The organism is Tamlana carrageenivorans (genome assembly GCF_002893765.1).
Lineage (GTDB): Bacteria > Bacteroidota > Bacteroidia > Flavobacteriales > Flavobacteriaceae > Pseudotamlana > Pseudotamlana carrageenivorans.
Window position 1 is genome coordinate 2,198,016 of the sequence record NZ_CP025938.1, and the last position, 21,940, is coordinate 2,219,955.

Here is a 21,940-nt window from a genome sequence, read left to right on the forward strand (position 1 = left end):
TTGGTTAAGTTAATTTATGTGTTAACAAAATCATATCCAAAAGAAGAATTATATGGATTAACAAACCAAATAAGAAGATCTGTTGTATCTGTGCCTTCAAATATTGCAGAGGGCATAGGAAGACAATCAAATAAAGAGACTATTCATTTTTTATATATAGCTAAAGGCTCATTGCAAGAAGTAGAAACACAATTATATTTGTCTTTTGATTTAGAATATATTTCAGAAGCAGAATTAAAAAATATCTTGGGAACTGTAATTTCAAGTAAAAAGCTGTTAAACGGTTTTATTAATTATTACAAAAAACTATGATTGACGAAGCGAACCAAAAACCAAAAACCAAAAACCAAAAACGATATATGAAGCTTTCAGGACTAGAACCTTTAGTTCAGAACGAAAACAGCAATTTTATAAATGTAGGAGAACGTACTAACGTAGCGGGGTCCCGTAAATTTCTTCGTTTAATTAAAGAAGAAAAGTACGATGAAGCTTTGGATATTGCACGTCATCAAGTTGATGGAGGTGCGCAAATTATTGATATTAATTTCGACGACGGATTAATTGACGGTAAAGAGGCCATGATTCGTTTCTTGAATTTAATTGCTGCCGAGCCCGATATTTGTCGTGTGCCGATCATGATCGATAGTTCGAAATGGGAAATTATCGAAGCTGGACTTCAAGTGGTGCAAGGAAAATGTGTGGTTAATTCCATTTCATTAAAAGAAGGAAAAGAAAAATTCGTTCAAGAAGCCAAATTAATAAAACGTTATGGTGCCGCTGTAATTGTTATGGCTTTTGATGAGGTTGGTCAAGCCGATAATTACGAACGTCGTATTGAAATTTCAAAACGTTCGTATGATATTTTAGTTAATGAGGTAGGCTTCCCTTCTGAAGATGTTATTTTCGATTTAAACATATTTCCTGTAGCAACAGGAATGGAAGAACACCGCAGAAACGCAATCGATTTTATCGAAGCCACGCGTTGGGTTCGTGAAAACTTACCAAATGTAAGTGTGAGTGGTGGTGTGAGTAACGTATCGTTTTCATTTAGAGGAAATGATGGTGTTCGTGAGGCGATGCACTCGGTATTTTTATACTACGCCATTCAGGCTGGTATGAATATGGGGATTGTAAACCCAGCACTTTTGGAAGTTTATGATGATATTCCTAAGGATTTATTAGAGCATGTTGAAGATGTGATTTTAGACCGTCGCGACGATGCTACCGAGCGTTTATTGGATTTTGCTGAAACCGTAAAAGGATCAAAAACAGAAAAAGGAGTCGATTTAACGTGGCGTGAAAACCCATTACAAGATAGAATCACGCATGCCTTAGTTAAAGGTATTGATGCTTTTATTATTGAAGATATTGAACAAGCCAGACAAGAAGCCGAAAAACCCATTGATGTTATTGAAGGTCATTTGATGATCGGGATGAACGTTGTTGGTGATTTATTTGGAGCAGGAAAAATGTTCTTGCCTCAGGTGGTAAAATCGGCGCGAGTGATGAAAAAAGCCGTGGCTTATTTAAATCCGTTTATTGAAGCTGAAAAAACAGACAAACAAGAACCTGTTGGTAAAATATTAATGGCCACAGTAAAAGGTGATGTACACGATATTGGTAAAAATATCGTGAGTGTTGTTTTGGCTTGTAATAACTACGAGATTGTAGATATGGGGGTTATGGTGCCGCCTGAAAAAATTATAGAAACAGCTATAAGCGAACGTGTAGATGCTATCGGGTTATCAGGATTAATTACGCCTTCGCTTGATGAAATGGTGTACCTAGCCAAGGAAATGCAGCGTCAAAATTTCAAATTGCCTTTGCTTATTGGTGGAGCAACGACTTCTAAAGCACATACGGCTGTAAAAATTGATACGCAGTATAACAATGCTGTAGTGCATGTAAATGATGCATCGAGAGCCGTAACCGTTGTTGGTGATTTACTGAATAAGAAAACATCGCACGAATACGTGGCAAAAATGAAGGCCGATTATGATGATTTTAGAACCAAGTTTTTAAAGCGTGGTAAAGAAAAATCATATATTTCTATTGAAGAAGCCCGCAAAAGAAAATATAAAATTGATTGGGAAACCTCTGAAATTGTAAAACCTAACGAATTAGGGATTCAGATGTTGAAACAAATCAGTTTAAAGGACTTAGTGCCTTTTATAGATTGGAGTCCGTTTTTTAGAAGCTGGGATTTACACGGAAAATATCCAGATATCTTGACTGATGAGGTAGTTGGCGAGCAAGCGACTATCATGTACAACGAAGCTCAGGTAATGATTCGAGAAATCATAGCCAAACAATCTTTAAAAGCAAAAGCTGTTTTTGGGTTGTTTGAAGCGAATTCCATAAATGATGACGATATTTCTATTCAGAAAAAAGGTGAGGAAATCGCTGTTTTTAGAACGTTGCGTCAGCAATTAAAGAAACGAGAAGGGATTCCTAATCATGCTTTAGCCGATTTTATTGCACCTAAAGAATCTGGTAAAACCGATTACATGGGCGCTTTTTGTGTGGGTATTTTTGGAGCGCAAGAACTAGCCGATAGTTATAGAGCAAAAGATGACGATTATAATGGTATTATGGCACAAGCTATTGCCGATCGTTTTGCGGAAGCTTTCGCAGAATATTTACACAAACAAATACGAACGAAACATTGGGGCTATGCCGCTAATGAAGATTTAAGTAACGACGATTTAATTAAAGAAAGTTACAAAGGTATTCGTCCGGCGCCGGGTTACCCAGCATGTCCAGATCATTTAGAGAAGGAAACCATTTGGGAATTGTTAGATGTTGAAAAAATAATAGGCGTGACACTTACCGAAAGTTTAGCCATGTGGCCAGCAGCAGCTGTTTCTGGTTACTATTTTGGAAATCCTGAAGCTAAATATTTTGGTTTAGGTAAAATTACCGACGACCAAGTCACCGATTATTGCGAACGTAAAGGTATTACTAAGGAGAAAGCTAGAAAATGGTTGCACGCTAATATTGCAGATTAGAAGCCCCATCTAACTTCCCCGAAGGGGAAGAACACTCGAGTGAAAAGAAAAAAGTATAAAATAATAACATATATCCCGTAACAGTTTCCCTCTTCTGGAGCGATTAGTTGAGGCTTATGATGTTGACCATTGTAATGGTTTTGTTATAAGATAAGTTTTTTAGACCTTTCAGGTTTTAAAAACCTGAAAGGTCTTTTAACACGTGCAGCTTGCGTTAGGGATTGCAGCGTAAAGCCCGACCCTTGTGGTAACGCCCAAATTTTAGAAAACACCTAACTTCCCCATTTCGACTGCGCGCAATGCAGGCTTAGGGAGGAACACTAGAAAGAAAGAAAAGAAAAAGTATAAAATAATAACACATATCCCGTAACAGTTTCCCTCCTTTGGAGGGATTAAGGGAGACCTCTTATGAAAGTAACAGATCACATTAAAAAAGCAAACGGAAAAACATTATTTTCTTTTGAAGTTATTCCGCCTCAAAAAGGAAAAAACATTCAAGATTTATACAATAATATCGATCCGTTAATGGAGTTTAATCCGCCATTTATAGACGTCACAACTTCTAGAGAAGAATATGTGTATGTCGATAGAGGGAATGGTTTATTGGACAAGCGCATCACGCGTATGCGTCCGGGAACCGTTGGTATTTGTGCGTCTATCATGCATAAATATAAGGTGGATGCTATTCCGCACTTGCTTTGTGGTGGATTTACTAAAGAAGAAACCGAATATGTGTTAGTCGATTGCCATTATTTAGGCATTGATAATGTGGTGGCTTTACGTGGTGATGCCAGAAAAGACGAATCGTATTTCGTGCCAACCGAGGGCGGAAACGCCTATGCTAGCGAATTGGTTCAGCAAATTTCAAATTTGAATAAAGGCCAGTATTTACATGACGATATTAAGGTAGAGCACAATTACGATTTTTGTGTGGGTGTAGCAGGTTATCCTGAAAAACACATGGAATCACCATCGTTAAATACCGATTTAAAACGCTTAAAAGCTAAGGTAGATGCGGGAGCGGATTACGTGGTGACCCAAATGTTTTTTGATAATAAAAAGTACTTTGAGTTTTTAGATAAGGCGCGTACCATTGGTATTACAGTACCTATTATTCCGGGGATTAAACCTATTGCCGTAAAACGTCATTTACAAATTTTACCTCAAGTTTTTAAAATTGACTTACCAGAAGAATTAATTGAGGCTGTTGAAGGCTGTAAAGACAACAAGGCTGTACGTGAAGTAGGGATTGAATTCGCTATTCAGCAGTCTAAAGAATTAAGAGATGCAGGTGTGCCATTTTTACACTATTATTCTATGGGTAAGAGCGACAACATAAAGGCGATTGCCTCTGCATTGTTTTAAATTCATTTACATTTGTCGTTTTAGAAGTCGGTTAATGAAGTTTTTTTGTGCTTGTTTGTGTTGCTTGATTTTTTCTGTTGGATTTTCACAAGAAAAAAAACATACATCTACCATCGATTTAAATTATTTCTACGGAAATATTGCCGAGCATAATCCGGATATAGCCCATTTAATTACTGGGCATCCTGAAGGGTATATGTTAAGTTGGAATCGGAAAACTTTCGGTTTTGAAGACTGGGAACAGCGTTATAATTATCCAGATTTTGGGGTCACTTACGCCTATCAAAACATGAAAAATGAGTACCTGGGGAGTTTAGCGGCTCTATATGCGCATTATTATGTGTATTTCTTAAAACGGCATCTCATGTTTCGAATTGGACAAGGGGTGGCTTATACCGAAAATCCATACGATAAAGTCGAGAATTATAGAAATGTGGCTTTTGGTTCAAAATTGTTAAGCAGTACTTTTGTGATGCTTAACTATAGAAAGGAACGTCTTTTTGATCGCTTTGGACTGCAAGCGGGTGTAACCATTATTCATTATTCCAACGGTAGTGTGAAATCGCCTAATACCAGTACCAACTCAATGTTGCTTAATGTTGGTCTTACCTATAATATTGATGAGGAGCCTTTGTCATACCAATATACTTTGGATGAAAATGATGGTAAATTTACCGAACCTTTACGCTATAACATGACTTTTAGTGGTGGGGTTTCTGAAAATGATGTGGTAGGCAGTGGGCAATTTCCGTTTTATAACCTCTCCTTTGCTGTAGATAAACGCATTACTAGAAAAAGTGCTTTTCAATTAGGAACCGAAGTGTTTATAACCAAAGCTCTAAAAGAATTAATTGAATATTACAGCGTGGCTTTTCCTGAAGTTAATGTTTCTGGCGACGAAGATTATAAGCGCGTTGGTGTATTTATAGGTCATGAATTATTTGTAAATAAGATGTCGGTTATCGGACAACTGGGCTATTATGCTTATTATCCCTACGATTTTGAAGGACGCGTATATATGAGGTTAGGAATTAAGCAATATTTTGGAAACAAATTTTTCGGAAAAGTAAGTATTAAATCACATGGCGCTAAAGCGGAAGCTGTTGAGTTTGGAGTGGGGGTAAGATTATGAAAAAACTGTTCTACATAATAAGCTGTATATTAATTTTCGCTTGTGATAGCGAATCTGCAAACGACTGTTTTCAAACAGGAGGAACGGTAATTCAAAAAGAGGTGACTGTAGATTCTTTTGAAACCATATTAGTGAACAAAGACATTGAGCTTATCATTAAAGAAGGTTCGCCTCAAAAAGTCCTTATTGAAACTGGGAAAAATTTAATGCCCGACGTAAGCGCTATTGTTGAAAATGGCCAATTAACCCTTACCGATGCTAATAGTTGTAACCTTATTCGTGACTATCATACCACAATTGTTTATGTGACGGCTCCCCATATTACAGAAATTAGAAGTAGTACCCAGCGGGATATAAAATCTGATGGTGTTTTAACTTACCCAGAACTCTCATTGGTATCCGAGAATTACAGCGCACCAGAAACCTACACCAATGGCGAATTTTATTTAGAGGTTGATAATAACAGTTTGAAATTCGTGTTTAATAACCTTTCTAATGCTTATGTGAAGGGTAAAACAGAAAGTTTGAGTGTGTCGTTTTATTCGGGAACCTCTCGTTTTGAAGGGCGTGCATTAGAAGCTCAAAAGGTTTGGGTGTATAGCCGTAGCTCCAATGACATTATAATAAACCCGTACCAAGAACTTAAAGGAAAGATTATAAGTACGGGTGATGTTATTTCTATTAATAGACCTCCTGTTGTTGAGGTTGAAGAAGTTTATAAAGGCCGATTAATTTTTGAGTAGGTTATCGTGAGGACAGCCGGTAAATTTAGACATAAAAAAAACCTTTACTTCATAGACTAATTCAAATAACTGAAGTAAAGGTTTTTATGGTTTATAAAATAGTTGGTTCAGAGAAGTTAGTTTCAAATCTTAAAAAAATGTCATCTTTGGCCTTAATAGTTCCCATCAATGCTTTTGGTGGTGTTAGGTTAAAACTAGTTAGTTTTAATTTTGCGTTGCCTACAAGGGTTACCTTTCCTTTTTTTATGTTCACATTAAAATCTAACGGTATCGTTTTGCTGGTACCTGCAATTACTAAATCGCCAATAGTCTGGACAGTAAATTGACCATTACCTTTAGCAGTTACATGAGTCACTTCGCTTAAGGTAAATAAAATGTATTTGTATTGATCAGATTTGAGCGTCTCAGTTGCAGTTTCAGTGATTCCTGATTTTACGCCCTTTAAACTTTCGGTTAATACAGCAATTGATAAGTGAGTAATGTCACAAGATTCTAAATCATTAAAACCGATAGAACCATGTGTAGTTTTAGCATCTACTTTCCAACCATGCAGATTAGAACTTCCAAATACTGTAAGTTGTGATTTTTGATTTTCAAGCGTTAACATTTGTGCTTGGGAGTAATTCATAGTGAAACCTACTACAACGATTAAGCTTACTAGTCTTTTTAAGATATTTTGCGTATTCATGAGTTAATGTGTTTAGATTATGATGTAAATATCCAATCTTTACCATTATTAAATTATGATTTAAGTCATGTTTTTATTGTTGAATTCGTAAATTATGGATAATTTTTAATTAAATTTTGAATATTACATAATTGCAATTTTTTTAACTAAAATCCTATATTTTTAACAGGCTAAGTTATTTTCATAACAAATACTTTTTTCCTAAAGTTAAATTAGGTTTAAAAAATGCCTTTTGTTTTGTTTTTGAATTGATAACAAGCAGCAAAAGTTTATCGCGTATGCAACTTGCAGAACGTTATGGTGTAGCCCAAAACTCTTTTTTACTTTTTCTTTAGGAATAATAAAAGGAAACCATAACTAGGCTATTTTCATTAACAGTAATTTCAACCAAAAACTGATGTAATTTTAAGATTGGTATTAAAACCCAAAAAGAAACCCGCAGCTAAAATTTTAGCTGCGGGTTTATGATGTAAGATTGATTTATGCTACAAAATGATATAATATCAGTTTGAGGCGATTAATTTTCGAATAAATCAACCGATTGTTTTGCGATTTCTAGTTCTTCATTAGTAGGAATCACTAAAATTTTTGCTTTTGATGTAGGTAAGTTAATCTCGCGAATCTCACCAGAACGTTTTGCATTTTCTTCCTTGTTTAATTCCAATCCGAAAAAGTCCATATCTTCACATACCATTTCACGAATTACATCGGAGTTTTCACCAATTCCAGCCGTGAAAACAATCGCATCTAATCCGTTTAACACGGCAGCATAGCTACCAATGTATTTTTTAATGCGGTAGGTGTTCATGGCTAAAGCAAGCTGGCAGTCTTTATTGCCTTTTTCAGCTTCAGCTTGAATATCTCTTAAATCGCTATAACCAGTTAGACCAAGCATTCCACTTTTCTTTTGTAAAAGGGTATTGATTTCGTCTAACGAATAATTTAGCTTTTTAGCTAAATAAAAGATGATGGATTGATCGATATCACCAGAACGCGTTCCCATAATTAATCCATTTACTGGAGAGAAGCCTAATGAGTGATCGATACATTTACCGTCTTTTACAGCCGACATGCTACAACCGTTACCCAAGTGAATGGTAATGACGTTTGACGCCTTATCGCCTAAATATTCGGTAGCTTTTTCTGAAACATATTTATGACTGGTACCATGAAATCCGTATAAACGAATGTTGTGTTCGTCTGAATAGGCTTTAGGAATGGCATATAAATAAGCTTTCTCAGGAATAGATTGATGGAAGGCTGTATCGAAAACAGCGACTTGCTTAGCGTTAGGAAAAATAGCTTCTGCGACTATAATACCTTCTAGGTTTGCAGGGTTGTGTAAAGGTGCTAATGAAATTAAAGCTTTTATTTTCTCTTTAACTTCTTCGGTTATTTCAGTGGTGTCACTAAAATATTTTCCACCGTGTACCACACGATGTCCTACAACGGCTATATCGTCTGTAGATTTAATAATACCTGTTTCGGCATCCAATAATTGTTTAGCAACTAATTCTAATCCTACTTTGTGATTAGGAATTGAAGTCACTAAATCTACAGAATTTTTATCAGTTTTATATTTAAAAATGGCATCATCTAAACCGATACGCTCAATAATTCCTGAGCATAAAACGGTTTCTTCTGGCATTGAAATTAATTGATACTTTAGGGATGAACTCCCCGAATTTAATACTAATACTTGCATTTTTATTGATCTTGAGCTTGAATAGCTGTTATTATTACTGTACTGTAAATATCATCGGCAGTACAACCTCTACTTAAATCGTTAACCGGTTTGTTTAAACCTTGTAACATGGGGCCTATAGCTAATGCACCAGTTTCTCTTTGTACGGCTTTATAGGTGTTGTTACCCGTATTTAAATCTGGGAAAACCAACACGCTTGCTTGTCCAGCAACTTCAGAATCTGGTAATTTACTTTTCCCAATACGCATATCAACGGCGGCATCATACTGGATAGGGCCTTCAATTTTCATATGAGGCGCTTTTTCTTTGGCAATTTCTGTAGCTTTTCTAACTTTATCAACCTCTTCACCTTTTCCTGATGATCCAGAAGAATAAGACAATAAAGCCACTTTAGGTTCTACTCCGAAATTTTGAGCGGTTTCAGCAGAAGAAATGGCGATTTCAGCTAACTGTTCTGCATTCGGATTCGGGTTAATCGCACAGTCTCCAAAAATAGATACACGATCTTCTAAACACATAAAGAATACTGACGAAACAATATTTACTCCTGGTTTAGTTTTTATAAACTGAAGTGCAGGTCTTAAAGTATGTTGTGTTGTATGTACAGCTCCAGAAACCATACCATCTGCATGACCCTTATAAATCATCATAGTCGCGTAGTACGAAACATCACACATGGTATCTTTGGCCATTTGAAGGTTTACATTTTTATGCTTTCTTAATTCATAAAACGTAATAGCGTAATCTTCAAAATGTTCAGATTCTTGTGGAGTAATCACATTTACATCCTCTAAATTTAAAGGGATATCTTGTCTTGTAATGATCTCTTGAATTTTGTCTTTTTCACCAATTAAAGTTAAGTCTACCACATGCGCATCAATTAATCGTGCGGCAGCTCTTAATACACGCTCGTCGTAGCCTTCAGGTAAAACAATATGTTTTTTGTTTTTTAAGGCACGTTGAAGCAAGTTATATTGGAACATTCTTGGTGTGAAAATTCCAGATTTAAAGGTGATTAAATCATTAGCCAATTTATCGGTATCTACGTGTTTTTCGAAAGAGGCAATAGCCGTTTCAATTTTTTCAATATTATCGGCGTATATTTTAGTTTTAATCTTTCCTATTTTGTTGGTTGTAGCAAAAGTGCCTTCCTTAGCACTAATAATTGGAACCACACTAGAGAGACCTTCTACTAATTTTAAAATAGGCTCTTCTGGAATTAAACCACCAGTAAGAACTATACCAGCCACCTTAGGGTAGTTTTTGGAAACATGCGCTTGCATACCACCTAAAAGGATGTCGGCTCTATCACCAGAAGTGATAATTAAGCAGTTTTCTTTTATGTGTCTTAAAAAGTTGCGTAACTGCATAGTTCCTAAAATAGCCGTATCTACTTGGTTATTTAGGGTGTCTTTTCCAAGAAGCACTTCGCCATCCACTTGTTTAATGATTTCCTTGATGGTTGGGTTGGCTAAACTTGGTATGTTTGGAATAACAGAAACATCGGTGCCTTCAGGAATTCTTTCATCTAATAGCTTTTTTAACTCGTTAACAGAGTTTGAAGCTACCTTATTAGCCATAATAGATATCACCTCGACTTCTTGTTTAAAGGTGTCGTAGGCTAGCTGTACATTATCGGCAATTTCAGAAATAGCAGGTTTATCACCGCGGGATACAAGAATAACAGGTAAGCTTAAGTTTTTAGCAATAAGCGTGTTGATGTCCAATTCTAAACTTGAATTTTCATGCGAAAAATCGGTACCTTCAACTAAAATGAAATCAAAGCGTTCTTCTAAGTATTTATATTTTTTAATAACTTCATCAATAACATCTCCCGATTTTCCTTTGTTATATAAATCAAGGACTTCACTACGTTTAAAGGCGTATGTTTTTTTGTAGTTGATGTCAATTTCGAAATAAGACATCACCGTGTTAATATGGTTATCTACTTCGCCTTCTTCAGTATCTTCAATAATAGGTCTGAAGTATCCTACTTTCGCTGTTTTTCCAAGTAGCATACGCATTAAACCTAAAACAACAACAGATTTTCCGCTATTGGGTTCAATGGTTGCTACATAAATTCCTTTACTCATTTTGTTTTGTTTACTAATTTAACAAGTTAATTTATGTCACTTTTAATTAAATGAATGAATTGAAATTGCTAAAGGATTATTTCCTCGAGCAAAATTAGTAGGTAGTTGTTTATATAAAGATGATATTTGTCATAATCGTTCTTGAAGATACCTATTTTGAAGTTAAATTCCAAAATAGTGTTTCAAGGCTAGCATTCTTTTGATTGAGCTGAAGAATTTTTAGTTCATTATCATGAGCAAAATCAAAAACATGAGATCGCATATCCTGGGTGGTTTTGAAGGTGATTTCGTATACAAAATCGTAAGTGTTTTTTACGCTTTCTACTTTAGGGATTTTTAATAGAAATGCGTTTTCTACACGATAATCAAATTCTACAATTACCACCTGTTCGGCCTCGTTTCTTAAATCTTTTAGTTTTTTGTCGGCTACAATTTCACCTTTATTAATAATGATAACGCGATCGCACATGGCTTCTACTTCCTGCATGATGTGTGTAGAAAGAAAAACGGTTTTAGTTTCTCCAATAGATTTAATGAGATTTCTAATGTCAATCAATTGGTTGGGGTCTAATCCCGTGGTAGGCTCATCTAATATTAAAACGTCAGGATCGTGTAATAAGGCATTGGCCAAACCAACACGCTGGCGATAACCTTTAGATAGTTGTCCTATTTTTTTATGAGCTTCTGGAGTTAAACCGGTTAGCGCAATAACCTCCTCAATGCGTTGTTTGCTTACTTTGTAAACTTGCGCATTAAAAGTAAGATACTCTTTAACGTATTGCTCGAGGTATAAAGGGTTGTGTTCGGGGAGGTAGCCTACACTTTGTTGTACCGCTTTGGGGTTTTGATTAACATTAAAACCATTTACGATGGCTTGTCCGTCGTTGGCACCAATATATGTGGTTAATATTTTCATTAAAGTAGATTTTCCAGCACCGTTAGGGCCTAAGAAACCTACGATTTCGGGCTTGCCAACACGAAATGAAATGTTGTTAAGCGCTTTTTGTTTTCCGTAAAGTTTTGAAACACCGAGGACTTCAATGGACATAATTAAATTTATTTGTTCAAAAATAAATGAATATATAATGTAAAGGAAGATTTACTGTAAAATCTTTAAAACTTTTAATTACAAAGCAAAAAATATTTTTTTGTGTTTTGATTTCTCGAAATAATAATTACTTTAGCGTCGTAATTATGACAGCAACAGTATATTATACATATTTTAACAACTATTTCTTTTTTAGCAAAAGAAACGAGGCGTTGTATGTATAATTTATAAATATAGATTATTGATATGAGTCTCGATGAAAATCGAGACTTTTTTTTGTTTAAGGATTACAAAAACGAGTTCTAAATTATTAGAAATTTATAAAAATTTGAACATTGATTAAAACAGTTGCCATACAAGGTGTAAAAGGATCTTTTCATCATATTGTTACTCAACAATTTTTTGAAAACCCAGTAAATTCTATCGAGTGTATGACCTTCGATAGGGTGGTCGATTCATTGTTATCCAAAGAAAGTGATGCTGGAGTCATGGCCTTAGAGAACTCGATTGCGGGTTCTATAATTCCAAATTATGCCTTAATCGATAAAAATGCTTTACACATCGTGGGAGAGCATTATTTAGATATTCAGCATAATTTAATGGCTTTAAAAGGGCAGCGCATTGAAGATATTAAAGAGGTATACTCGCACCCTATGGCTTTATTACAATGTAAAAAGTTTTTCAGGCAATATCCACATATTAAGTTGGTTGAAGATAAGGATACGGCCGAAGTGGCACAACGTATTCATGAAAATCAACTTAAAGGTATTGGAGCGATTGCCAGCGTAGCAGCCGCAGAAATTTTTGATTTAGATATTCTAGCAGAGAGTATTCAAACGATTAAAAATAATGAAACGCGTTTTGTTATTGTAACGCGTAAGAATTCGGCAGTGCCCGAACATGAAATAAATAAAGCTTCAGTGAAATTTGAAGCAAACCATAAACGCGGGAGTCTCGCAACGATTTTAAATGTAATGAGTGATTGTAGGTTGAATTTAACCAAAATACAATCCCTTCCTATTATTGAAACCCCTTGGAAATACGCCTTTTTCGTAGATGTTACATTTGAGAGTTACGAAGATTTTAAGAAAGCTAAAGCCATTATTGATATTATGGGAGATGCTTTTAAAGTGTTAGGAGAATATAAAAATGCAAAGTTATGATTGAAGTAGCAAAGCGGTTACAAACGGTTGAAGAATACTATTTTTCAAAAAAATTAAGGGAAGTTGCAGCCCTAGCGGCTAGTGGAAAACCGATTATCAGTTTAGGAATTGGGAGCCCAGATTTGCCTCCGCCACCAAAAGTTTTAGAAGCTATTTCTGAAAGTTTTACCCACCCTAATGCGCATAAATATCAGAGTTATCAAGGTTTGCCAGAATTGCGTGAAGCGATGGCAACATTTTATAAAACACAATTTGCTGTAGAGTTAAATCCGGCCTCCGAAATTTTACCGTTAATGGGTAGTAAAGAAGGTATTATGCATATTTCTATGGCTTTCTTAAATGAAGGTGATGCCGTTTTAATCCCAAATCCAGGCTATCCAACTTACCAATCGGTTACAAATTTGGTAGGCGCTAAGGGCGTTTTTTATAATCTGGATGCTGAGAATAACTGGATGCCAGATTTTGAGGCTTTAGAAAAATCAGATTTGACTAAAGTGAAACTTATGTGGGTAAATTATCCACACATGCCTACAGGAGCAAAACCAACAGAAACGGTGTTTGAAGATTTGGTTGCTTTTGGAAAACGTCACAATATTTTAATTATAAATGATAATCCCTATAGTTTCATATTAAACGATGCTCCTAAAAGTTTGTTAGCCGTTGAAGGCGCAAAAGATGTATGCTTAGAGCTTAACTCCTTAAGTAAAACCTTTAACATGTCTGGATGGCGTGTAGGTATGGTTATGGGATCGGCAGAACATATCAATCACATATTAAAAGTGAAGAGTAATATGGATTCTGGGATGTTTTTCGGAATTCAGAAAGGAGCTATCGAGGCCTTACATTGTGCTGATAGCTGGTATTCTGAATTGAATAAAGTATATGAAGAACGCCGAAAATTGGTTTGGGAATTAGCCGATGCATTAGATTGTACTTATGATAAAAATGCTTCGGGATTGTTTATCTGGGCGAAACTACCAGAAGGTGTGAAGTCGGAAGCGTTTATCGATAAAATTTTAATAGAAAAAAATATTTTTATAACACCGGGAACCGTTTTCGGTACGCAAGGTGAAGGATATATCAGGTTTTCATTATGTGCTACAAGCGAAGCCATTAAAGAAACCATAGCAAGAGTAAAATAGTTATGAAAAACATATATGCTATAGGCGTTGGTTTAATAGGGGGAAGTCTCGCTATTGATATAAAAAAGAATAATCCTGAGGCGATTGTTCATGGTATTAGTAGAAAAGATGGTACTTTAGAGAAAGCATTAGAGCTTAATATTATTGATGAAAAAGCGACTTTAGATGATTTAGAAAATGCCGATTTGGTTATTATCTCAATCCCTGTTGATGCCACCGTGAAGCTGTTGCCAACAGTTTTGGATAAAATATCGGACAACACTTTAGTTGTTGATGCCGGATCTACAAAAGTAGATATTTGTAAGGCGGTTGAAGACCACCCAAGACGTAGAAACTTTTTAGCCATGCACCCCATTGCTGGTACAGAACACTCTGGGCCAACGGCTGCTTTAGAAGGTTTGTTTGTGGGTAAAACCAATATCGTTTGTGAGGTCGAAAAAACAACGTTTAAGCTTCAAGAAAAAGCTTTAAAACTGTTTACAGATATCGGGATGCGTATTCGTTATATGAATCCTGAAGCCCATGATAAACACATTGCCTATGTGTCGCATTTGTCGCATATTAGTTCGTTTATGCTGGGGAAAACCGTGATAGAAAAAGAAAAAAACGAACGCGATATTTTTGATATGGCGGGCAGTGGATTTGCCTCCACAGTGCGTTTGGCAAAGAGTTCGCCAGAAATGTGGACTCCAATCTTCAAACAAAATAAAACCAATGTTATAGAAACATTAGAAGAATATATTAATAACCTCACGCAATTTAAAGAGCTCATGAAAAAAGATGATTTTGATGCGATTTATAGTGAGATGGAAAATACCAATTATATTAAAGAGATTTTAAAAGGAATAAGTTAAGCTTAAAATTATGGAAAACAACAAAGAAATGAGAGCATGGTTAGATGATTTAAATTTAGATCATCCTTTGGTAATTGCTGGACCATGTAGTGCAGAAACTGAAGAACAAGTATTAAAAATTGCACATGAGTTAAAAGATACCGATGTCACGTATTTTAGAGCGGGCATCTGGAAACCAAGAACACGTCCAGGAATGTTTGAAGGTGTTGGGGCTTTAGGCTTAAAATGGTTACAAAAGGTTAAGGCTGAAACTGGAATGAAAATTTGTACGGAAGTTGCTAATGCAGCACACGTAAAATTAGCCTTAGAGCACGATGTTGATATGTTATGGATTGGTGCGCGTTCTACAGTAAGCCCATTCATCATGCAAGAAATTGCCGACGCTTTAAAAGGTACAGATAAGCCTGTATTAATTAAAAATCCGGTGAACCCAGATTTAGCCTTATGGTTAGGTGGTATTGAGCGTATTTATTCAGCTGGTGTTAAAAATATTGGAGCCATCCATAGAGGGTTCTCAACTTACGAAAAAACAAAATATAGAAATAATCCAGAATGGCAATTGGCTATCGAATTTCAAAATAAATTCCCAGATATTCCTTTAATTAACGACCCGTCGCATATTACAGGAAAAAGAGATATGATTTTTGATGTGTCTCAATCGGCTTTAGATTTAAATTTCGACGGCTTAATGATAGAAACGCACTACGATCCAGAAAATGCTTGGAGTGATGCGGCACAGCAAGTTACGCCATCTACCTTAGTTCAAATTATGAGAGATTTGAAAATTAGAAAAGAAACGAATGCCGAAGAAGATTACAATACTTCTTTAGAGAATTTAAGAGCCCAAATCGATGTGGTGGATAACCAAATTATCGAATTGTTAGGAAAACGTATGAAGGCTGCTGATGGTATCGGACAGTTGAAAAAGGACAAAAACGTAGCGGTGCTTCAGTCGAAACGTTGGAATGAAATTTTAGGTAAAATGGTTCTTGAAGGACAGCAGTACGGTTTAAGTGAAGAGTTTATTTTAAAAATGTTTAAAGCCATTCACCAAGAATCTATCAATCATCAAGAAAAAATTCTAAACGGATAATCTTTTAAGCGTTTTAATCACAAATAGGCTGCCTGAAAAGTATCCTTGATGTCATTTTGAGCCTGTCGAAATATTCTTAATTATACCCGATAATCTTTATCGGTTTCGACAAGCTCAACCTGATAAATCAAGTTTTACTGGCTTTTCAGACAGCCTTTTTTTATTGGTGTGTTTTATTTTTTTTTCTTTTACGTTTCATGTTACATCAATTATGGCTAAATTAGTCATAATGTTCATCCGTTAATCCCTCAGTTATGAAAAGAACAATACTTACCACTTTATTTTTATTAATCATCATTTTACAAACATCGGCTCAAGAAGGCGAAGAAAAAAGGAATCAAATAAACTTTGTTTTTGGTTACACACATATCCCTAGTGCCTTTGAAGAGGGGGAATTCGAAAAGGAAGTTTTTGTGCCAACCATTGGTATAGATTATTTTCGAGAATTAAATGAAAAATGGGCTGTAGGAGCTGTTTTAGATTTAGAGTTAGCCAATTATGTGGTGAATTTCAACAGGGAAGTCCGTATTCAAGAACTTAACGCAACAAATCTAAATTAATAGATTTGTAATTATGGTACGAAAAAAAACAGGTAGACTTACCCTTAAAGAAAGAATACAGATTGAGACTCTTTTAACTGAAAAAAAGAATAAATCATACATCGCTATAACCATTAACAGAGCTCGATCTACGGTTACAAGAGAAGTTAATAAATGGGTGCAAACAGATAGAGATAAATACTCAGCAGAACTAGCTCATTGGTGCGCCAAAGATGATTACCTAAACAAAAGAAATATTGATAAAATATCTAAGTACCCTAGACTTCGAATTTATGTCTATAGGGGCTTATTATCACAATGGACTCCTGAACAAATTGCTGGAAGACTAAAAGAAGAATTCCCAAATGATCCTATAATGTCTATTTCTCACGAATCAATTTATAGGTACATATATGCAAAGCCTCAAGCTAGTTTAAATAAAAAACTAATTAAACTCCTCGTACGCAAAAAAACAAGACGTAGACCCTCTAAAAAAAGACGCAGAACAGGATCTAAAATATTAAACCAAGTCAGTATAGACCTAAGGCCCGAGCATATTAACCTAAGAAATGAAATCGGACACTGGGAAGGAGATTTAATGATTGGGAAGGATCAAAAATCGGCTATTGGAACTATCGTAGAACGCAAATCTAGATATACATTAATTATCAAACTAAAAGCCAGGAACTCTAAGGAAATTGCTAAAATGTTTTCTAAAGAACTTAACAAACTAGATCCCATATTCAAAAAATCTATGACCTACGATAATGGAATTGAAATGGCAAGACACGAAACAATTACCAAGAAAACAGGTATGAAAATTTACTTTGCACACCCCTATTCTTCTTGGGAAAGAGGTACCAATGAAAACACTAACGGACTCATCAGAAGGTACCTCCCAAAAGGAACAGATTTTAACAAAATTGACTTAAATACATTCATCGAAATTCAAGAAAAATTAAACAATAGACCTCGTAAAATTATTGGATTTAAAACCCCTAATGAAGTTATGATAAAAGAACTAAAAATTGTAGCTTAGACTCATACAAAAAAAAGCAACGTTTGTTGCGTTAGAACCTTGAATGCAGCAAGGTCTAGAGCGAAATCGCGCCCTTTTAGTTGGTGTGCTTGCTGGTTACTAGCTTTCAGAACATTGGGGGGTTTTGGCTGGTCCAGTTATAGAATTTGAAGAAAATAAGAACTTATTTGTAATGCGTTTAGCAACAGAATATAAAATCGATTTGGGTGAGTCTTGGTTGTTGTTACCAACGTTAAATTTTGATTATAAACAAGAATATGTAACCTGGGGCCTAAGTATTGGCCTTGGAAAACGTTTCTAAAGAGCTTGCTACCAGATTTTTGGTCTAAGGGTAAGCGTTTATGCGATACTCCCATATATTTTAATAACTTAATATGCGTCCAACTTTTAGGGATGTTATTTTGGGTTTAAATCACCTGCATTATACTTTTTCTCCTTTTTAGATTAAATCATGATTTTTTAAACGTTATAAGGTTTAAAACTTACCGGATTCAATCTGTTTTAAATTAATAGATTTTTATATTTATTGCTTATAATGGTTTGAAAATAATAGCTATAACCGATAATTGCTTAATTTTTTTCCAAAATATTTAAAAATATGTTAATATTTTTTTAGCACTAAATATAATCACTTGAAAAGACTTTAATTTGCCGAATTGAAATTCAGATTACATAGTATAAGTATCACTTTAATATTTTACGGTTGTATAAGATAGCGAGTTGCTTATAAATTTAAAAGTTAATACACCCAATTTGGCTATGGGAGCCATTTTATTTAAATTGAAAATCTATGGATAAAGCGGTAGAAAACACACTAAAACTCGCCGAAAAGTTACAAGGCAATCAAAGCGGAGCGAAAAAAAATCCTTTTGCAGATCGCCTTAAAACAATTATTGATGAGCCCGAGAGTAAACATTTTTTAATCCAAATGATGGATGTTGCCTTTCGTTCTAAAAATTACAAAAAGGTTGCCGATCATGTTATTTATCTTTTAAATACCAAAAAGAATTACGAGTCGTTGTTTACGCCTGTAGAGAACGCCATGCTAAAGTCTTTTGCGGTAGTGGGTAAAATGATACCCTCGCTTAGTGTGTCTATCATGCTTAAAAAAATTCAAGCAACCTCTAGTGATGTCGTGTTTTTTATCAATAGTAAAAAGTTCAAAAAGCATGCTCAGAAAAGAAAAGAGCAAAATATTACCTTAAATGTTAATCTTATTGGAGAAGCTTTAATTGGAGAAGACGATGCTCAAAAAAGAATTTTAGGCTATTTGGCTTTGCTTAATAGAAAGGATGTTAACTATATTTCTATTAAGGTTTCTACTATATTTTCTCAAATCTCATCACTGGCTCATGAAGATACCGTTGAAAAACTATCGATTAGATTAGCCATGTTTTATGATGAAATCTTACGCATAGAAAAAGAAACGGGTGTCCAAAAATTTGTAAATCTTGATATGGAAGAGTATAAGGATTTACAAATCACGTTTGATGTTTTTATTAAAACGTTGTCTTTACCAGCATATAAGAATATTAGAGCAGGAATCGTGCTTCAGGCATATATTCCTGAAATGATTCACTATTACCGTAAACTGTTTACTTGGGCTCAAAAACGTGTGAATAATGGTGGGTCTTCAATAAAAGTAAGACTGGTAAAAGGTGCTAATATGGAAATGGAAATGACCGAATCTTCTATTGAGGATTGGCCATTAGCAACATATAGCACAAAGCCTGAAACCGATGCTAACTATAAAAAGATTCTATCTGAAATGTTAACAACCGATTCTGCTCGTGTTGTAAACGTAGGGGTGGCGTCTCATAATATTTTCGATATCTCCTACGCCTTAAATTTGGTGAAAGAAAATCAGCTTGAAGACTGTGTTGATTTTGAAATGCTAGAAGGTATGGCGAATCAAACGGTTGACAATCTGTTAGCAGAAAAAGTACACCTTTTATTGTATACACCAACAGTAAAGGAGAATCAATATAATGCTGCGATTGCTTATTTGGTTAGACGTCTGGATGAAGGAACCCAACCAGGAAACTTTTTAAAAGAAGGTTATGATTTGCAAGTGGGCTCGGAGAAATGGCATGAATTAAAAGATGAATTTTTGCATTCACTGTCTTTAATGCAAAATTTAAATACCACGCCTAGTAGAAAGCAGGACAGAAATAACGATGTGCCTCAGATTATGGAAGGTTTCCATAATGTACCTAATACCGATTGGAATTTACCACAAAATATCGAGTGGGCTCAAAAAATTAAAACCGACTGGGAAACCCCAGAAAATATCATTGGAAAAACCATTCCAGTTGTTGGTGTTTTGGATGATAATGAGCGATATACTGTAAAAGTAAATAACTGGTCTGGTACGCCACCTTGGGATTATGAAATGTCTGTTAAGGAAGATTACCAAAAAGCTATTGATACCACTTCCGAATGGCAAAATTATAGCGTTGAAAAAAGAGCAGAACTTTTAAAGAAAGCAGCTGTAGAAATAGAAAAAAAGAGAGCCGATTTAATTGGTGTGGCTGTAGCCGAACTCGGTAAAACCGTTAAAGAGGTCGATGTTGAGGTTTCTGAAGCCATAGATTTTGCTAATTTCTATGCTGAAAGTAGCTTGGATATTGCTAAAGAATTTACCAGTGAAGATGTTGGAATTAACTTGGTATTGTCGCCTTGGAATTTCCCAATTGCCATTCCTATTGGTGGTGCTTTAGCTTCGTTAGCAGCAGGTAAAAAGGTTATTTTAAAACCATCAACCAATGCTTCAGCTTGTGCGTATTTAACTTGTAAGTGCTTATGGGAAGCTGGAATCCCTAAAGATGCGTTATACTTTTTACCTTGTGAAGAGTCTATTCTTGATGACTTTTTAACGACTGGAAATATCTTTGATGCCGTAATTTTAACAGGTGGTACCGAAACAGCACACTTCCTTTTAGAAAGAAATCCGCAGTTAAATTTATATGCCGAAACAGGAGGTAAAAATAGTACCATTGTTACAAGCTTAGCCGATAAAGAACAAGCCGCTATCAATATTGTGCAATCTGCCTTTGGTAATGCAGGTCAAAAATGTTCGGCTACTTCCTTGTTGATTTTAACAGAAGATGTGTTTAACGATAAGGAGTTTAAAGCACTTTTAAAGGATGCTACTAAAAGTAAAACTTTTGGAAACCCTTGGGATTATGCCACAGAAATCGGACCGTTAGCGGTTCAATTATCTGAGAAATTAAAGCATGTTATTAGAAACACGCCGGATGATCAATGGTTAGTAAAACCTAAATTAAACGGCAATCACATGTTAACTCCTGGTGTAATTTGGAATGTAACCACCGATGATTACCCGTTTCAAAATGAGTTGTTTGGACCTATACTTTCTGTGTTAAAAGCTAAAGACTTAAAAGAAGCTGTTGAAATTGCTAATAGTGTAGAGTATGGTTTAACAGCAGGTTTAGAGTCTTTAGATCATAATGAAATTGAGTATTGGAACGCACATATTGAAGCAGGAAACAAATATGTAAACCGATCTACAACAGGGGCTATCGTACAAAGACAACCTTTTGGAGGTATTAAAGCATCTTGTTTTGGCTTCGGAATGAAGGCTGGTGGTATAAATTATGTGCTTCAGTTTACTAACATCCATTCTAAAGTAGAAGATTGGAAAGCCGATTATAAAAAATGGTATGACGAACTGTTTAGTAAAAAAATCGACTATGTAAATCTTCGTGGGCAATCTAATATTTGTAGTTACACCAAGTACAAAGAGATTTTACTACTTTATGATGTACACACGCCTCAAAAACATATTGATAAAATTGAGTTTATTGCCGAGTTTTTAGATATTCCTTTAATTAAAGATACCTGTGGAAACGCTTTAAAACATCATCCAAAAGATTTTACTTGTGTTAGAGCTTTAGGTGTTTTATCCGATCACTTTTTAATTAGATGTCACCAAAACGCGATTCCTGTTTATCAAAATGAACCTAGAAATAGTGGGCGAATTGAGTTGTTAAATTATTTAATAGAACAGAGTTATTCACATAACTACCACCGTTACGGAAACTTAATGGGTGTCGAATATAACCCAGAAGAAAAACCAAAGTTTTATTAAAAGCACAGGGGTGATTATCCTCTTGAGGGGATTATAGGGGTGTTTAAAATTGTAAAATAACACCCCAACTCCCTCGAGGGGGCAAGGACTCATGTTTCCAGTTCAACAAAAAGGTAAAATAAGTTAAAAGTTTGGTGTGACATACAATTTGTCAAAGGTCAATAGTCAACCGTCAACAGTCCATGGTCAACAGTTAAAGGGCAATCATCAACGAATA

17 protein-coding genes are annotated in these 21,940 nt (G+C 35.2%); 13 read left to right on the forward strand and 4 right to left on the reverse strand.

Annotated features, from left to right (window positions below):
* From C1A40_RS09725 to C1A40_RS09745, 5 genes are all read left to right on the forward strand, one after another.
* Positions 1-312, forward strand: coding sequence for a four helix bundle protein (locus C1A40_RS09725; RefSeq protein ID WP_241910374.1), 312 nt, complete (start codon positions 1-3; stop codon positions 310-312).
* Positions 309-3,008 (forward strand): methionine synthase, encoded by a 2,700-nt coding sequence (metH, locus tag C1A40_RS09730; RefSeq protein WP_102995735.1) that lies wholly within the window; start codon positions 309-311, stop codon positions 3,006-3,008. Before C1A40_RS09725 ends, metH begins: the two co-directional genes overlap by 4 nt.
* Positions 3,009-3,416: 408 nt before the next feature.
* A complete protein-coding gene (metF, locus tag C1A40_RS09735) occupies positions 3,417-4,373 on the forward strand; it encodes a methylenetetrahydrofolate reductase [NAD(P)H] (RefSeq protein WP_102995736.1) in 957 nt (318 codons plus the stop codon).
* A 34-nt stretch (positions 4,374-4,407) separates the two neighbouring features.
* The gene (locus tag C1A40_RS09740; RefSeq protein WP_102995737.1) at positions 4,408-5,505 is read left to right on the forward strand and encodes an acyloxyacyl hydrolase; all 1,098 of its coding nucleotides are present in this window, start codon (positions 4,408-4,410) and stop codon (positions 5,503-5,505) included.
* Positions 5,502-6,248 (forward strand): head GIN domain-containing protein, encoded by a 747-nt coding sequence (locus C1A40_RS09745; RefSeq protein WP_102995738.1) that lies wholly within the window; start codon positions 5,502-5,504, stop codon positions 6,246-6,248. Before C1A40_RS09740 ends, C1A40_RS09745 begins: the two co-directional genes overlap by 4 nt.
* Positions 6,249-6,339: 91 nt before the next feature.
* Here the strand turns inward: C1A40_RS09745 and C1A40_RS09750 are convergent, their stop codons facing one another.
* The 4 genes from C1A40_RS09750 to gldA form a co-directional block, all read right to left on the reverse strand.
* Positions 6,340-6,936 (reverse strand): YceI family protein, encoded by a 597-nt coding sequence (locus tag C1A40_RS09750; RefSeq protein ID WP_102995739.1) that lies wholly within the window; start codon positions 6,934-6,936, stop codon positions 6,340-6,342.
* 517 nt (positions 6,937-7,453) lie between these two features.
* Positions 7,454-8,641, reverse strand: a complete 1,188-nt coding sequence (locus C1A40_RS09755; RefSeq protein WP_102995740.1) for an acetate/propionate family kinase — start codon at positions 8,639-8,641, stop codon at positions 7,454-7,456.
* A 2-nt stretch (positions 8,642-8,643) separates the two neighbouring features.
* Positions 8,644-10,734 (reverse strand): phosphate acetyltransferase, encoded by a 2,091-nt coding sequence (gene pta / locus C1A40_RS09760; protein WP_102995741.1) that lies wholly within the window; start codon positions 10,732-10,734, stop codon positions 8,644-8,646.
* A 151-nt stretch (positions 10,735-10,885) separates the two neighbouring features.
* Positions 10,886-11,782 carry a gliding motility-associated ABC transporter ATP-binding subunit GldA gene (gene gldA, locus C1A40_RS09765; RefSeq protein WP_102995742.1) on the reverse strand — a complete coding sequence of 299 codons (897 nt, stop codon included), beginning with the start codon at positions 11,780-11,782 and terminating at the stop codon, positions 10,886-10,888.
* Between the two features lie 335 nt (positions 11,783-12,117).
* Between gldA and C1A40_RS09770 the strand changes: the two genes are divergently transcribed.
* From C1A40_RS09770 to C1A40_RS09800, 8 genes are all read left to right on the forward strand, one after another.
* A complete protein-coding gene (locus C1A40_RS09770; RefSeq protein ID WP_102995743.1) occupies positions 12,118-12,945 on the forward strand; it encodes a prephenate dehydratase in 828 nt (275 codons plus the stop codon).
* Positions 12,942-14,087, forward strand: coding sequence for a pyridoxal phosphate-dependent aminotransferase (locus C1A40_RS09775; RefSeq protein WP_102995744.1), 1,146 nt, complete (start codon positions 12,942-12,944; stop codon positions 14,085-14,087). The genes C1A40_RS09770 and C1A40_RS09775 overlap by 4 nt, the downstream gene beginning before the upstream one ends.
* Positions 14,088-14,089: 2 nt before the next feature.
* The gene (locus tag C1A40_RS09780; protein WP_102995745.1) at positions 14,090-14,941 is read left to right on the forward strand and encodes a prephenate dehydrogenase; all 852 of its coding nucleotides are present in this window, start codon (positions 14,090-14,092) and stop codon (positions 14,939-14,941) included.
* Between the two features lie 10 nt (positions 14,942-14,951).
* On the forward strand, positions 14,952-16,034 hold the full coding sequence (locus C1A40_RS09785) for a bifunctional 3-deoxy-7-phosphoheptulonate synthase/chorismate mutase type II (protein ID WP_102995746.1): 1,083 nt from the start codon (positions 14,952-14,954) through the stop codon (positions 16,032-16,034).
* A gap of 254 nt (positions 16,035-16,288) precedes the next feature.
* Positions 16,289-16,594, forward strand: a complete 306-nt coding sequence (locus C1A40_RS09790) for a hypothetical protein (protein ID WP_102995747.1) — start codon at positions 16,289-16,291, stop codon at positions 16,592-16,594.
* 13 nt (positions 16,595-16,607) lie between these two features.
* Positions 16,608-17,612 carry an IS30 family transposase gene (locus C1A40_RS09795; protein ID WP_102994224.1) on the forward strand — a complete coding sequence of 335 codons (1,005 nt, stop codon included), beginning with the start codon at positions 16,608-16,610 and terminating at the stop codon, positions 17,610-17,612.
* A 124-nt stretch (positions 17,613-17,736) separates the two neighbouring features.
* Entirely contained in the window at positions 17,737-17,913 is a 177-nt protein-coding gene (locus C1A40_RS18170) for a hypothetical protein (protein WP_158651334.1), read from the forward strand.
* Between the two features lie 489 nt (positions 17,914-18,402).
* Complete coding sequence (locus C1A40_RS09800; protein ID WP_102995748.1) at positions 18,403-21,723, forward strand: proline dehydrogenase family protein; 3,321 nt, start codon at positions 18,403-18,405, stop codon at positions 21,721-21,723.
* Positions 21,724-21,940 lie beyond the last annotated feature (217 nt).